Origin of the sequence: Bacillus sp. FSL M8-0063, from assembly GCF_038005545.1 — a bacterium.
Taxonomy (GTDB): domain Bacteria; phylum Bacillota; class Bacilli; order Bacillales; family Bacillaceae_G; genus Bacillus_A; species Bacillus_A wiedmannii.
The window spans coordinates 2,743,071-2,758,487 of the sequence record NZ_JBBOTJ010000001.1 but is presented as its reverse complement, the minus strand read 5'-3'; the positions used below and the strand labels follow the sequence as shown (position 1 = coordinate 2,758,487).

The 15,417-nt window shown below is 34.5% G+C and carries 14 protein-coding genes; 9 read left to right on the top strand and 5 right to left on the bottom strand.

Going from position 1 to position 15,417, the window contains the following annotated elements; genetic code table 11:
• Window positions 1–6: 6 nt before the first annotated feature.
• Together MKX31_RS13885 and MKX31_RS13880 are read left to right on the top strand one after the other, a co-directional pair.
• On the top strand, window positions 7–1,071 hold the full coding sequence (locus tag MKX31_RS13885; protein ID WP_340981002.1) for an ABC transporter permease: 1,065 nt from the start codon (window positions 7–9) through the stop codon (window positions 1,069–1,071).
• Window positions 1,071–1,742 (top strand): ABC transporter ATP-binding protein, encoded by a 672-nt coding sequence (locus tag MKX31_RS13880; protein WP_064475806.1) that lies wholly within the window; start codon window positions 1,071–1,073, stop codon window positions 1,740–1,742. Before MKX31_RS13885 ends, MKX31_RS13880 begins: the two co-directional genes overlap by 1 nt.
• 71 nt (window positions 1,743–1,813) lie before the next feature.
• Here the strand turns inward: MKX31_RS13880 and MKX31_RS13875 are convergent, their stop codons facing one another.
• Both MKX31_RS13875 and MKX31_RS13870 read right to left on the bottom strand, forming a co-directional pair.
• Complete coding sequence (locus tag MKX31_RS13875) at window positions 1,814–2,932, bottom strand: LPXTG cell wall anchor domain-containing protein (protein WP_340981000.1); 1,119 nt, start codon at window positions 2,930–2,932, stop codon at window positions 1,814–1,816.
• A 150-nt stretch (window positions 2,933–3,082) separates the two neighbouring features.
• Window positions 3,083–3,676 carry an ATP-binding protein gene (locus MKX31_RS13870; RefSeq protein WP_098102907.1) on the bottom strand — a complete coding sequence of 198 codons (594 nt, stop codon included), beginning with the start codon at window positions 3,674–3,676 and terminating at the stop codon, window positions 3,083–3,085.
• Window positions 3,677–3,878: 202 nt separating this feature from the next.
• On the opposite strand from MKX31_RS13870, the gene MKX31_RS13865 reads away from it, so the two are divergent.
• The 4 genes from MKX31_RS13865 (at window position 3,879) to MKX31_RS13850 (ending at window position 9,247) form a co-directional block, all read left to right on the top strand.
• Window positions 3,879–4,799: a class I SAM-dependent methyltransferase gene (locus MKX31_RS13865; protein ID WP_149174085.1), complete on the top strand. Its 921-nt coding sequence runs from the start codon at window positions 3,879–3,881 to the stop codon at window positions 4,797–4,799.
• A 209-nt stretch (window positions 4,800–5,008) separates the two neighbouring features.
• Complete coding sequence (locus MKX31_RS13860) at window positions 5,009–6,550, top strand: serine hydrolase domain-containing protein (protein ID WP_340980998.1); 1,542 nt, start codon at window positions 5,009–5,011, stop codon at window positions 6,548–6,550.
• Window positions 6,551–6,746: 196 nt separating this feature from the next.
• Complete coding sequence (locus MKX31_RS13855; RefSeq protein ID WP_340980997.1) at window positions 6,747–7,979, top strand: DUF4073 domain-containing protein; 1,233 nt, start codon at window positions 6,747–6,749, stop codon at window positions 7,977–7,979.
• 272 nt (window positions 7,980–8,251) lie between these two features.
• Window positions 8,252–9,247 carry a D-cysteine desulfhydrase gene (locus MKX31_RS13850; RefSeq protein ID WP_258126290.1) on the top strand — a complete coding sequence of 332 codons (996 nt, stop codon included), beginning with the start codon at window positions 8,252–8,254 and terminating at the stop codon, window positions 9,245–9,247.
• Between the two features lie 169 nt (window positions 9,248–9,416).
• On the opposite strand, the gene MKX31_RS13845 is transcribed toward MKX31_RS13850, so the two are convergent.
• The gene (locus tag MKX31_RS13845) at window positions 9,417–9,695 is read right to left on the bottom strand and encodes a hypothetical protein (RefSeq protein WP_258126289.1); all 279 of its coding nucleotides are present in this window, start codon (window positions 9,693–9,695) and stop codon (window positions 9,417–9,419) included.
• Window positions 9,696–9,798: 103 nt separating this feature from the next.
• Between MKX31_RS13845 and MKX31_RS13840 the strand changes: the two genes are divergently transcribed.
• From MKX31_RS13840 to MKX31_RS13830, 3 genes are all read left to right on the top strand, one after another.
• On the top strand, window positions 9,799–10,221 hold the full coding sequence (locus MKX31_RS13840) for a hypothetical protein (RefSeq protein ID WP_340980994.1): 423 nt from the start codon (window positions 9,799–9,801) through the stop codon (window positions 10,219–10,221).
• Window positions 10,222–11,131: 910 nt separating this feature from the next.
• Window positions 11,132–12,577, top strand: coding sequence for a L,D-transpeptidase family protein (locus MKX31_RS13835; RefSeq protein ID WP_064475799.1), 1,446 nt, complete (start codon window positions 11,132–11,134; stop codon window positions 12,575–12,577).
• A 329-nt stretch (window positions 12,578–12,906) separates the two neighbouring features.
• Complete coding sequence (locus MKX31_RS13830; RefSeq protein ID WP_064475798.1) at window positions 12,907–13,122, top strand: hypothetical protein; 216 nt, start codon at window positions 12,907–12,909, stop codon at window positions 13,120–13,122.
• A 177-nt stretch (window positions 13,123–13,299) separates the two neighbouring features.
• On the opposite strand, the gene MKX31_RS13825 is transcribed toward MKX31_RS13830, so the two are convergent.
• On the bottom strand, window positions 13,300–14,673 hold the full coding sequence (locus MKX31_RS13825) for a sensor histidine kinase (protein WP_088047174.1): 1,374 nt from the start codon (window positions 14,671–14,673) through the stop codon (window positions 13,300–13,302).
• Entirely contained in the window at window positions 14,670–15,344 is a 675-nt protein-coding gene (locus tag MKX31_RS13820) for a response regulator transcription factor (protein WP_001264519.1), read from the bottom strand. Before MKX31_RS13820 ends, MKX31_RS13825 begins: the two co-directional genes overlap by 4 nt.
• Window positions 15,345–15,417 lie beyond the last annotated feature (73 nt).

Below are 15,417 nucleotides of genomic sequence, written 5' to 3'. Positions count from 1 at the left end.
AGCGAAATGTTTTTAGCTCTGCGTGAATTGAAACAATCAAAATTAAGATACGGATTAATCGGACTGATTATGGTGTTATTATCATTTTTAGTTCTTGTTATTTCAGGATTAGCAAATGGACTATCATATGATAATGCTTCATCGATTCAAAATATGGAGACAAACAAGTTTGTTTTAGCAGATGATGCGGAAAATAAATTACTTCGTTCACAAATTAAGAAAGATGATGTAGATAACGTAGTAAATCAAGTAGGCGAGAAAGAGGCCGTTCCGTTTCGTGTGAAAGTTTCAACGTATGAAAAGAAAGATAGTTCGAAAAAAGTGGATGTTGCTATTTTCTCCAGTGAACGTGATTCATTTTTAGAACCGAAAATTGTAAAAGGTAAGAAATTAGGTACAGCAAATAACGAAATGGTTGCTGATGAATCAATTAAAGAAAAAGGAATCGATATTGGCGATACAATTATTGATCCTGTTTCAAAGAAAGAATTTACAATCGTTGGATTTACGAAAGCCCAAATGTTTAGCCATACACCAGTCGTGTATGTAAATGAAGACGTATGGGGCTCTATTTCACAACCAAACCAAAAAGATTATAGTGCAATTGCGCTGCATACAGATAAAGAAATTAAAAATGCACATGTTATCGACAAAAAAGAAGTATTACAAAGTATTCCAGGATTTAAAGAAGAGCAAGGAACATTAACGATGATCATTGCGTTCTTACTTGTTATCGCTGCGTTACTAATCGGTGTATTCTTCTACGTCATTACACTGCAAAAAACACAACAATTAGGTGTATTAAAAGCAATCGGTACAAAGAATTCTTATTTAGCAAATAGCTTAGTCGTGCAGGCGTTATTCTTATCAGTCGTTGCGATGGTAATTAGTATTGTCCTTGTACAAGGATTAGAACAAATTTTACCAGCAGGTATGCCGTTCTTATTAACAACACCGATGATTGCACAATATGCAGCAATCTTTATCGTAATTAGTATTTTAGGAACACTTATTTCGTTATACCAAGTATTAAAAGTTGATGCATTAGAAGCAATTGGAGGCGGGATGTAATGACTTCATTATTGAAATTAGACAAAGTAAGTAAAGTGTACGGAGAAGGGAATACGGAAGTAACAGCCCTTCATCCGATGTCGCTTGATGTGAAAGCTGGAGAATTTATCGGAATCGTTGGTCCTTCTGGATCAGGGAAAAGTACGTTATTATCAATCGCGGGTGCATTATTATCACCTTCAAAAGGGGATATTTACATTCGTGAGCAAAATATTACACAGTTATCAGAAAAGGAAATGACAGACATTCGTTTGAAAAAAATCGGCTTCATTTTCCAGTTTGCAAATCTTGTTCCATATTTAAATGTTAAAGAACAATTGCTTTATATTGCAAAGCTAAAAAAAGAAAACAAACAAGACTCAGAAAAGCGTGCGGATCATTTATTAGCGGCATTTGGATTAGGAGAAAGAAAAAATCATTATCCAAATCAACTATCTGGCGGGGAAAAACAAAGGGTAGCAATCGCTCGTGCGTTTATGAACAACCCCGACTTAATATTAGCGGATGAACCAACAGCAAGTTTAGACTCAAAACGCGCACGTGAAGTCGTTGAAATGATGAAACGTGAAGTGAAAGAGAGCCAAAAAGCAGCAATTATGATTACGCATGATGAAAGAATGCTTGATGTATGTGATCGTATATTGACGCTTAGAGATGGGAAGTTAATATAAAGAAAAAAGACAATCACACATAAATGTGCGGTTGTCTTTCGTATAATTATTTTAAAATAGGTATAATTGCTTTACTTTGAGAATAACGCTTTAATTTTATTTCGTGTTACTAATAAAACGCCGCCTAATACAGATAACATACCTAAAGCCATATTATTTGATTGCTCACTACCGGCGTTAGGAAGTTCTCTAGTATTATTGTCTACATTTGTAGTACCAGTCTTTGTTTCTGTTTGTTTCGATTGAGATACTTCATTAATTTTGTTATCGACATTTTGCTTCGTTGTATGTACCTCAGCTAATTTGTCATCAATTTTTTTCTCAGTATGTTTAAAGTCGTTGATTTTAATATCTAAGTCTTGTTTTTTCTTTGTTAAATCGTCTGAAACAGTTTGTTTCGCTTGTTTTATTTCGTTAATTTTATTTAGTAAATCTTCTCTAGCTTTTTGTAATTCAGCAAGTTTGTTTTTTACATCTTGTTTAGCTAGTTCTAAGTTAGCGGAAAGACTATCTAAATTGCCTTTAATTTTCTTAAGTTCCTCTAACGTGTTCCCAGTATTCGGCTTATTTTCTTTTAGCTCAGCAAGTTTGTCCTCAGCAGTTTGTTTTGCTTTCTTTAACTCAGCTAATTTTTCATCTACCTGTTTTTTAACTTCCTTAAGTTCATTAACCTTTTGATCGATATTTTCTTTATGTTGCTTAATTTCATTCACTTTTTCATCGACAGTTTGTTTATGTTCTTTAATCTCATTAACCTTATTATCGATATTTTGCTTATGTTCTTTAACTTCAGCAACTTTGTCTTCTACTTGTTTTTTATGCTCTTTAATTTCAGCGATTTTATCTTCGGCGATTTGCTTGTCTTGCTGAAGTTTTGCATCTAACTCTTGTTTACGTTGTTTCATTTCGTTAATTTTTTCATCAGCAACTTGTTTACGCTCATGTAGTTCATTAACCTTCGTATCAACATTTTCCTTAACTTGGTTAAGTTCATTCAATGTTTGATCCACGTTTTCTTTGTGCTGCTGCAATTTCGCATCTAACTCTTGTCTATGTTGCTTAATTTCAGCTAATCGATCTCCCGTACTTTGCTGAGGAGTAGCATCAGTTACTTCCGCATGAGCAGAGTTTGCGCCAGCAATCATTGCTAAAGCTAGTGTAGACGCAGCAATTGTTTGTTTTGTTTTCATATTATTGTACCTCTTTTCTTTCATATGCATGAGCTGTTTTGTGTAAAATTGAGCATATAGAAGTAGATTATCTTATCATTATATACCATGTACGATGTCTAGAGGAAGTATTTGCATAATAATCTATGATTATGTAATTTTTATAGTCTCTTATTTTTGGGTAGGGGACAAATCTTTAGCAAGATGCACAATTTCTTCTATAGTAGAGTTTATATCCTTGCTATTGCGAATAACAAACAAATAATCAGCCTCGTTTTCTATAGGATCTACCACATCTTCGTGAAGTGATTCAGAATGTTGTCGATCGAGTACTTCTTTGAAACTAGAATAATCACCTCTAAAAATATTTGTACTTCGCGTGCTTCGAGCTACTCTTTCGTAAAGGACATCATCTGGAATATCAAAATGAACGAGTATGCGTACATAGTCATCTTTCTGAAACAATTCATTGAGTAAATACATCCTGCCGTTTCGACTTCTATTTGAGTTGCAAATAATAAGGTGTAAACTCGTATGTTCTTTTGCATAATCAACAATGAATTTCGAAAGACCGTGCTTAAATGTATTAGTGCCTTCATCCGGCTGTAATTTTTCGTAATGTGTGTTGATAAATTCAGCTTGGTTATCTTGATCCATAACGAAAGAGTTGGGTAACTCTTTTTCTAGTTCTTTAGCAAATGTAGTTTTTCCGCTGTGTGTTTTTCCTACGGTAATAATGACTAATCGTTTCATATTGGCCTCCATATGTATTGTTATAATTTGGAACATTCTGTGTGAATCGACAATTTTCCTGCCAGAGAATATACAAATTGTTGGTTTGATAGCAGGCTAGAAACTTGACAAAAAAACTTATTTATGCTATAATTTACCAATATATAAATAAAGTGTATAATAGGGTTCTCCTGGCCAGGGGAACCCTATTTTTGTTGTAAAAATGAAGGAGTGTATGTGCGTGAAAAAAGGTGAAGCGAGTGTAACGTCGCTAGTATCAGCTTTCGGAAGAGCGTATCATAGTGAATTTGATCGTCCTAAAATCTTTGATGATTATGTAGCTAAAGATTTCATTTCACCAAAAGAACGTAACGATATTGAAACGAATATGGTTCAAGGGATACATTTTTTCAATACAGACATTGCACAGCAGTTTCAAGACAATCCACAAGAAATATTAAAATGGATTACACAAGTTCAATTATCACCAACACCTTTGGCACGCGCGGCATATTGTGAAAGAGTATTACTACATGAAATTACATTAGGCGCAAAACAACACGTCATACTCGGTGCTGGCTTAGACACATTTAGTTTTAGACACCGAGAGTTAGAGAATAAAATAGAAATATTTGAAGTGGATCATCCTTCTACGCAAGCGTTTAAAATACAAAGAGTGAAAGAAGCAAAGTATGAAATTCCAAACAATCTTCATTTTGTTTCGATGGATTTCACTAAAGATTTCTCGAAGCAAACATTAGTAAATGAAGGATTTGAAAATAAAAAGACGTTTTTTAGCCTATTAGGTGTTACGTACTATTTAACGAAAGAGGAACTATCTAGTTTAATAGAACGTTTATTTGCGATGGTTCCAGAGGGAAGTTCTATCGTTTTTGATTATCCGGATGAAAATTTATTTACGGAAAAAGGACTGTCCAATCGAGTTGAAAATATGGTGAAAATTGCTGCAGTAGGCGGAGAACCGATGAAATCGTGTTTTTCTTATACAGAAATGGAAGCACTATTAGAGAAGGCGGGCTTACTCATTTATGAGCACTTATCACCAGAGGATATTGATAAGTTATACTTTGAAGGACGAAATGATTATTTAGAAGCTTTTGAGACGGTGCATTATGTGCATGCGGTGAAGAGGTAGAGGATTAGTAGGCATGGGGAGAAATCTCTGTGTCTTTTTTTATTAAATTTCCTGCCCTTGAATAAAGAACAGTAAAACCCCTAAGCATGTAAATCTTTGATTTTTATTACAATTATGTAAGGTTAAGTAATAAAAATCGATAGAACGGGATATTAGAATGGGATACTCTGATTGATGGGTAGAATATTCTGAAAAAAGGGGTGGAACAAATGAAGAATAGGCAAAAAGCATCGATAATATGCAAAAGTATTCTATGTTTAATTATTTGCATATTTATTACGAATGAAGCGTGTTTTACAAATGTGATGAGGGCAGAATCGGGTATGTTGACTGATAGGAGTATAGAGGATTTCAAAAAAAAGTTGGATGAACAGGTACCAAAATGGCAGGGGAATTATGAGGTACCAGGGATTGCAATAGGGATTGTACATGAGGGGCGTATTGCTTATACACTAAACTACGGTTATGTAGATAAAAAGACAAAAAAAGCGGTGAGTGATGATACTTTGTTTCAAGCTGGTTCCATATCTAAAAGCCTTACAGCGTGGGGAATCCTACATCTTGTAGATGAAGGTCGTTTATCACTAGATGATCCCGTTGGAAAATATCTGACCAAATGGAAATTACCTAATTCAGAGTTTAATAATAATGAAGTTACGATAAGAAGATTATTAAGTCATACAGCAGGACTGTCTGCACATAAAGGATACCTTGGGGTTGTACCAGTGAAAAATCTTAATTCTATCGAGGAGTCTCTGTCTGGAAAAGGATGGCTTAATGAACCAGTGGAGGTTACCAATAAACCAGGTTCAGAAACAATTTACTCTGGTGGCGGATATACAATTTTACAACTTGTAATTGAAGAGGTTACCGGAATACCGTTTAATCGTTATATGGAAGAACAAATTATGAAACCTTTAGGAATGAAATCTAGTTCATTCTTACAACGTCCTGAAAACTATAACCTTTCGAAAGCTTATGGATATTTTGGAGAGGAACTTCCTAGTTACCAATTTACTGAACAAGCTGCTGCAGGTCTCAAGACAAATGTTACGGATATGATGACATTAATACTTGCAAGCATGGATGCAAATAATAAAGGGAATGGTGTCATCAAAAGTGAACGTGTTGAGGAAATGCAAAAGCCAGTATTAGGGGAGAATGGTTTAGGTATATTTGAAAAAAAAATATCTAATCAATGGGAATTAATTTATCATTCTGGTGACAATCGAGGCTGGCACTCTTTTTATGGTTTCATTCCTAATACAAAAGATGGATTGGTAATCCTTACAAATGGTGAAGGTGGTATAGATTTACGACAGGATATTTACCACGCATGGATGGAATATGAAACTGGAAAATTACCTGAAAGTTACTTCTCTCTAGCTGAGCAGAGAAAAAGCAATTCCATTACATCAATTGTTATTGGAGCCACACTTAGTGTATATTTGCTGCTATTTGTAATTAGATTGTACAAAGGTAGAAGAACTTTCATTTTTAAGCAAGAGAAGAAACCCTACATCGGATTAGTAGTTAGGACATTTTTACTTATTATTACTGCTATTCTCGTTTTTTCTGCTGCCTATTTGTGGAGAGTTTTCAGCTTGAATTCCGGTAATACAATAAACTTTATTCTAATAATGGTATGGATTATAACATTATTAATTAGTGGATTTTTCCCGAAAATTAGAAGTAATAAAAAACAACGTATGAGACTAAAAGATTTAACATCAAAATTTACATGTATGTAATGTTAAAGGCTAGAAAGCTAGATTGGCGTGAATCGCTAATTGTGGTTTGCAAAAAACGACAAAATCTCTTAAGAAACACTTAACTTTTAACGTCATCTATCTTTACAATCCCTCCTTATAATGTGAATTGGACAAGCACCTTAGAGAAAGCAGAACATGTCAGTTTATACATTCTATGATTAGGGGGAGAATTTGTATGAAAAAGACAGTTGCTTCGTTAGCAGTTATGACGGCATTATTACCGACGTTTTCAGCACATGCGGAAGGGAAAGAACAAGTTCGAAAATCAGCTACCACTTTTAACGTTATTAGTGATATTCAAGGGGATTTGGGGGATTTTGATCACGTATTAAAAGATATGAAAAAAGTGACACCACTTTCTAGAGCGCTTATTATGAATGGGGATATAACGCCAACGGGACAACAGTCACAATATGATGATGTGAAGCGTGTGTTAAACAAAAATAAGCATCCAGAGAATATATGGTCAACTGTTGGGAATCATGAGTTTTATGCTGGTAAATGGACAGCTGATGGGAAGCTCTCTCAAAGTACATGGCCAAATGGTGTAACGGAAGAAACGCTATTCAACCGCTACTTACAATTTAGCGGGCAAGAAAAGGTATATCATAAAAAAGAATTAGACGGTTATCCGCTTTTATTTTTAGGAACTGAAAAATATATGAAATACCACGATTCAAAAATGTGGGATGAAGTATTTATGAGTGATGAGCAATTAGGTTGGTTAAAACAAAATTTAGAAGAATATAGCCAAAAAGATAAAAATAAGCCGATTTTCATTTTCTCTCATCACGTTTTACCTGATACAGTATCTGGATCAAGACAAAATCCGTATTTACAAGATTATTTAAACGTTGATAAGTTGTACGATATATTAAAAGACTATCCGCAAGTTGTTTTCTTCACAAGCCACACGCATTGGGATTTAAACCTACCAGACTGGGCCGGTAAAAAGAAAATTACAGGCGGAGATAATAAAGGATTTACTGTTGTAAATACAGGCGGGATTGAAACGGGCTGGATGTCGGCTGGGCCAAATGGCGGAGAGAAGACTGCTCCTGATGGCTATTCATTTAAACAAGGATTACAAGTGAAAGCATATGGTAACGATGTAATGGTAACAGCTTACGATTACAAACGTGATAAGGATATAAAAAAATTATTAATTAGTGATTCGAAAGTTGCACAAATGGCGCCAGATGTAACAGCTGATGATAGTAAAAATGTAATTGTCGGTGCAACAGAGTATATGGAGTACAATGTAGAAGGAACGAATGAGTGGTACACATACAGTAAAGCGAACCCTCCAAAATTTGATGGGAACAAGACTGTATACGTACGCCATAAAGGCGAAATGAATGTAGAACCAGGATTAACGCAGCTTCTTCGATTTTCGGCAAATAAGTGATTGGAAGAGGGCCCACTTTTCATCGAGTGTGCCTTTTGGTGTTGTTTGTTCTTTTCGGTAAGTTGATATATTTGAAAAATCGCTGATATAATTCGAGTTGCGCCGATATAAATTTCATGTATCGTATTAAGAGCCGAAGTGTTAATACAATTTCATTCACCAACACCGAATTCCAACACATTTTTCACCCGGAAAGATGACTTCATCATTTTTACATGTAATAATAGTATCGTTACATACATTGTGAAAAAAGTACAAAAGGAGCGTTATTTATGAATTTAGCTAAATTCCCGAGAAAAAAATATACAGAGTCATATACACCAATTGAAAAATTAAACAATTTTTCTGAAGCACTTGGTGGGCCGACTATTTATTTTAAACGAGATGATTTACTTGGTTTAACAGCTGGTGGTAATAAGACGAGAAAGTTAGAGTTTCTAGTTGCGGATGCACAGGCAAAAGGTGCAGATACGTTAATTACAGCTGGTGGTATTCAGTCAAACCATTGCCGTCTAACACTGGCAGCTGCGGTAAAAGAAAAAATGAAATGTATCCTTGTATTAGAAGAAGGGCTTGAGCCAGAAGAGAAGCCAGACTTTAACGGAAACTATTTCTTATATCATTTACTAGGTGCTGAAAATGTAATTGTTGTACCAAACGGGGCAGATCTTATGGAAGAGATGCATAAAGTAGCGAAAGAAGTTAGTGAAAAAGGTAATACACCATATGTCATACCAGTTGGTGGATCAAATCCTACTGGTGCAATGGGATACGTTGCTTGTGCGCAAGAAATTATGGCACAATCATTTGACCAAGGAATTGATTTCAGTACAGTCGTTTGCGTAAGCGGTAGCGCTGGTATGCACGCTGGTTTAATTACTGGTTTTGCTGGAACACAAAGTCACATTCCTGTAATTGGAATCAACGTAAGTAGAGGAAAAGCAGTACAAGAAGAGAAAGTAGCAAAACTTGTAGAGGAAACTTCAGCTCACGTTGGTATTCCGAACTTTATCCCGCGCGAAGCTGTTACATGCTTTGATGAATATGTAGGACCAGGTTACGCGTTACCAACGCCAGAAATGGTGGAAGCAGTTCAATTACTTGCGAAAACAGAAGGTATTTTACTGGATCCAGTGTATACAGGGAAAGCGGTAGCGGGATTAATCGACTTAATTAAAAAAGGTACATTTAATAAAGAAGACAACATTTTATTCGTACATTCAGGTGGTTCACCAGCTTTATATGCGAATACGTCTTTATTTGCGTAAGTATGAAAAAGCATTGGGTATCCAATGCTTTTTGTTATATACTGGAATTGTTAGGAGGCAAGAGGAGGGAGTATATGAGTTCGAACTTACAATGGATTATATACACGGTACTCGGCATTGCTATTTTACTAATTTTATTTGTGACTTATGGAGTGTATTTATATTTCACTTAAGTGAAGTGGTAACCAAACCAAAGGAAAAATAAAATGATCGCTGTGTTAAATAGAGTAAAACATAAACCGATAATCGCTAAAATTTTCTTCTCAGCTCGGCTACAAAAAGAGATGATCGCTATAACAGCGGAAGCTAATATGAAGTAGGCGAAAGGCACGACATATTCTACTCCAACTCTGTCTAAAATAGGTGCGAAGAGAAAGAGATTAATAGTAACGAATATACTTACAATGAGAAACATATAACTTTTCCAAGTGTATGTTTGTAACTGCATAGAACGACACTCCTTTCTCTTTATTATTTATATTTCTAAGCGCAAAATAATTACCTTTATTTTACAATGTGAGATATTTTGTATTGAAAAGAGGTTGATGAATATGAGAGTTAGAAATTTGTCTCTAGTTTTTATTACCATATGTATATTCATAGTAACCGGCTGTTCAAATATAGTAGGAAATGAAGATCAAAGAATTCAAGTGCAAAAACATATTGGTGATAATGAATATAAAGATTTTAAGGTAGTGACAGATAATAATGAAGTGTTGCAAGTAAAGAAAATATTAAATGATATTAATTTTGAAAATAAAAAAGTGGAAATGTCTCATCCAGCGGCTTATCACTTTATTTTTCAATTTAAAAATCCGAAAATAGAGGCGAAAGCTGTGTTGTATCAAATTTGGGTAAGTACTAATAAGGAGAAATTGGAAATTAAGTCGGGGAATCATCTGTACGCTCAATTAGAAGGAAAACATGCAGCTACTTTATTTCGGATTGTTACAGGGGAGAAGTTAGCTGAATAAATATATATGGTTATAGGAATTCAATTCGTATTTATCATTTTGGGAGACACTTAGTTTTCAACAAAAATAGCTATTTTTTTATATTGGAATAAACATTGAGAATCGGATAAAATGTAAATTGAACATTTACTTGATGAGCATGAGGTTCTACGCTTATAAGCGGATTAATGAACCTTAAGGTGTGCATTAATCCGCCATTACATAATAATACTAGGAAATATATTGTTTTTACAAAGATTCGATGTTATGTTTAATTTTCTCAATATAATATTTTCCTTATATAGGAGTGGCTATTTGAAGAAATTAATATTATTAGTTTTATTGGTTACATACTGTCTCGCTATTGCAGGATGTTCTAATACTAGGATTACACCAAAGAATGAGTCTGAAAATTCAACACCTGAAAAGATTAATCGTATTAATAAAGCGTGGTACAAACATATATAATAGTTTTAAAGAAACTTGAAATTGTTGATGATAAGGTCATAAGGTGAAATTCGTTAGGCCGATAGTAGAGGTTGTGAAACCTGGTGAAATGTGGGAAGCATAGTTTACATTTAAATTTATAAAATATGCGACATTAAATTATTCACAAATAAAAGGCATTCTATGTTGCCTTCCTCTAACTTGAAACTTCTCAAAATTATTTCACTAGGTTAAAATATTTATAGAGAGGATTACCCTTTAACATTAGGGAAATGCGAGGGGGGCGTAATAACTCGATTGATATGGTCCTTTTTTCACTTTATCTACCATCTTTATATATCTTTCTATTAAAAAATCTAACTTTAATCGATTAAAGTTAGATGAAACTGGTAAAAAACAATGAAATTTCAGGGAAAATAAGGTACACTAATCAATGGTTTTGGTTTAAAATCAATTGACGTTTATGTATACGGGGGAAAGATTGATGAACAACAATACAGTAAATGAATCTGTGGAAGAAGTTGAGAAAAAACGGGTAAGATCGAGAAAACGTTTTACAAATTGGAAGCTAATCGCTGCGGGTGGCGGTGTAATTGCACTTCTTATTGGAGGAATGAGTTATTATCAGGCAACTCACTTCAATTCGAATGTTACGATTAACGATACAAAAGTCGGTGGTTTGAGCGCTGATCAGGCAATACAGAAGTTAAAAACATCGGGACTAGCAAATAAAGTCTATATTGATCAACAACAAATTTTAGATGAACAAGATACAAAAACGGAACTGACAGAAAACGATTTGCCACAGGTTAAGAAACTATTAAAAAGCCAGTGGACATTTTTCCCTTCCGCAAAGGACAAAGATTATTCATTGCTACCGAAAGAAGCGGATCAGTATCGTAGTGAAACGATGAAAAAACTTGTAGAAGAAAAGCTTGTTTCTATGAATGAAAAATTAAAAGCGCCTCAAGATGCTATGGCGAAGCTCGAACAAGGAAAAGTTGTTATTTCGAAGAGCGTTGATGGAAAACAGTATGACGTTAAGAATCTACTAAAAGATTACGACAAGCAGAAGCATAAAAGCGAAATTCATCTAAAGTCTACATACATACAGCCTATTAAAGAAGACGATCCGATTATCAAAAAAGAAGAGAAAGCATTACAAAATCTTCTTCAGCAGTCTGTTGATTATAAAGTGCAGGATGAAGTGTACTCATTAAAAGCGAAAGATTTAATTCAAAATGCCTCTATGTCAAAGGATATGAAAGTGACAATCGATGCGAGCGACATTAAAAATAAGGTTGCTGAAATTAATAAGGCTAAATCTACATTACATAAAGACTTCGCTTTTAAAACACATTCGGGTTCGGTTATATCAGTAAAAGGACAAGGATACGGCTGGGCACTAGATGTGGAAAAAGAAACAAAACAAGTTCAACAAGCCTTTGAGAAAGGCGAAAAATCGCTTTCTGCTTCTAATATTCACGGGAATGGTTGGGAGAAGGAAGGAATCGGCTATAAAACAACATCGAATAATGGCATCGGAGATACATATGCAGAAGTTTCCATTGCAGATCAGCAAATTTGGATTTATAAAGATGGGAAATTAGTCGTCACAACAAATGTAGTAACGGGTAAACATAGCACGAGTGAAGATACATCACCAGGTGTGTGGTACGTTCTATATAAACGAACACCATACACGCTGAAAGGAAGCGCAGTAGGGAAAGCTGATTATGCAGTTAAAGTAGATTACTGGGTTCCATTCACAAATAGTGGTCAAGGATTCCATGATGCAGGCTGGCGAAAAGACTGGGGAAATAATGCTTATTTAACAGGGGGATCAGGTGGGTGTGTAAACCTTCTGCCTAACGTTGCAAAAACTGTATATGATAGTTTGAACACGTATGATCCAGTTATTGTGTACTAGAAAATAGGTACGTATCAAGAAATAAGGCAGGAAATTTTACTTGATGGTATATGAAAAAACACCTCTTGAATTCGCATGCGAAGTATGTAAATTCAATGGAGGTGTTTTTTGTTTGGAAACAAGAGTTCATTGCCTGTAAGAAACAAAGTAGGAAGAGGTTGAAGTGAAGAAACAGATATTCAAACAGTCAATAAAATTGACATTGAATATCATTTTCACTTATTATGTAATCATTGCATTTAATTAGACATGACTTTTTTATTAATATAATAGATTTTTAATAAGGTGTCCCATTTAAGAATTTAAACGTAGGAAAGGGTAATATAAAAATGAACTGGAAAAAAGGCGGATTATGGATTATTATTTTTTTCATTGTAAAAGGTACGATTTCTACACTTTTAATTGTTACAGGTGCTAAATATTTTGATTTATCATTTATGCAACTTTTCGTACTAATACTGATCTTATTACTGATTTCTCTCATAAGCCGAAAATTGCTGCATAAACATAAACAAAACAAAAAGCAAAAAGAGCTAAATATATAATAAAACCCCAGAGACCTTTGGATTTCTGGGGTTTTATTTCGATATCTTTTCCATATGCATATCAACTTAACAGAACGGGTTGTCAAAAATGATAAAATCAATGCTGTTTAAAATGCGTCGGTTACTTTTATATAAGGATTGAAGAATCTTTATTCTGGAGCTATAAACATTCATACATTATGCTCGTTTTTCAATTGGTAGTTTAAAGGTAAAAGTACTGCCTTCTCCTAATTTACTTTCAACTGTAATTTCTCCTCCGTGTAGTTCGACAATCCATTTTACCATCGACAATCCTAAACCTGTATTTCCGATGTTTGAAGATGTTCGTGCCGCGTCAACTCGATAGAAGCGGTCCCATATTTTCGTAATATGTTGCTCGCTGATGCCTATGCCATTATCGGAGACTTTACCTATTATGTTGGTTTCATCACGGAACAGTTGCATATGCACAGTGCCGTTCGCTTTGCTATAAGCAATCGCATTCGTTAGTAAATTCATTAATAAACGCATCATCAATGTTTGATCTGCTTTCATAAACAAGTCTTCCTCTATATGAGTTGTGATATCAATCGAAGCTTCTTGAACCATTAATGAAAGCTCTTCTACAACGATTTCCGTTAATTCACTCATATTGATACATTCAAATTGGAAAGTATTATGGTTTCCTTGGTCAGCTCTTGCTAATAATAAGAGTTGGGATAGAAGCGTGGACATTTTACGTGATTGCTTTAAAATTACTTCTAACGATTCTTCCATTTCTTTCGGATTATTCCTCTGTGATAAAGCGTATTCGCATTGCGAAATAATAACAGATGTTGGTGTTCTTAATTCATGAGATGCGTCAGATGTAAATTGTTTTTCACTTTCAAATGATGTCTCTAATCGCTCAAACATTTTGTCAAAGGTTTGTGCTAAATGATACATTTCGTCTTTCGGTGAACCTTGTAAATGAATTCTCTTCGAAAGGTCTTTACCATCACCAATTTTACTAGCTGAATCACTCATTTGTTGTACAGGTCGAAACGCTCTTTGCGTAATAAAATATCCTCCCACTGCGGCAATGAGAATAAGTAATGGAAATGAGATGAGTGTTACCACAATAAGCGTATTCATCGTTGATGATAATTGGTTCATAGTCATTATTCCACGAACCCAGACTTGCTCATCGCCGCCTGCATTATGGAGAAAATCATAGACTATCCATTCTTTATTACCGTCTTTAATGGTTTGTATTTCATCGGATTTAAGCGATATCTTTTTATTAAAGCTTGTTGGACTATTTCCTGCCAGCAGCTCACCTTGTTTATTATAAATGATGATATTTACTCCATCTTCTATGGGTTCAAAATCATCGTCCATCTTTAATTGTCCATGCTTATATTCGATATCTTCAATACTTTCTTTTACTGTACTCTTCAATTGATCTTTCATATTAAAAAGCAAAACTTTATCTGAAGAAGTTAAAATAAAAGCTAACACGAGTGCCATAATAATTACAATTAGCCCTGTATACCACAGGGTTACTCTCATTTTGATTGATAGTCTTTTCATGATTCTACTCGCAATACGTAACCAGTTCCTCGTACTGTATGAATTAACTTCGTTTCAAACTGGCTATCAATTTTTTTACGAAGATAGCGGACGTAAACATCAATAATATTCGAGCCACCTTCATAGTCGTAATTCCACACATGTTGCTCAATTTTATCTCGTGTGAGCACAACTTCTTTATTACGAATCATATATTCTAAAATAGCAAATTCTTTACTGGAAAGAGTGATAATCTGATCTCCTCTTGTTACTTTATGCATATTGCAATCTACCACTAGGTCAGCGATTTCAAACACATTAGATGTGTTTCCTGTATTTCTTCGCATTAACACTCGAATTCTTGCTAACAGTTCATCAAAAGCAAACGGCTTTACTAAATAATCATCCGCACCTAAGTCGAGTCCTGTTACGCGATCATCAATTGTATCTTTAGCTGTAAGAAGCAAGACAGGAGTTGTATGATTATCCGCGCGTAATCTTTGTAATACTTGTAAACCATCTATTCCAGGAATCATAATGTCAAGCACAATCAAATCGTACGTAGCCATATTTATATAATCCAAGGCATCTTCGCCATTCCCGCATGCATCGACACTATAATGTTCTGCATTTAATCGTTTTACTAATATATTTTGTAAGTCTTGTTCATCTTCGACAATAAGAACTCGCATTAACATTCTCCTTTTCTTCTTATTAATATGTATCAGTATAATTCCAAAACATTAAAGAAAGATTAGAAACTAT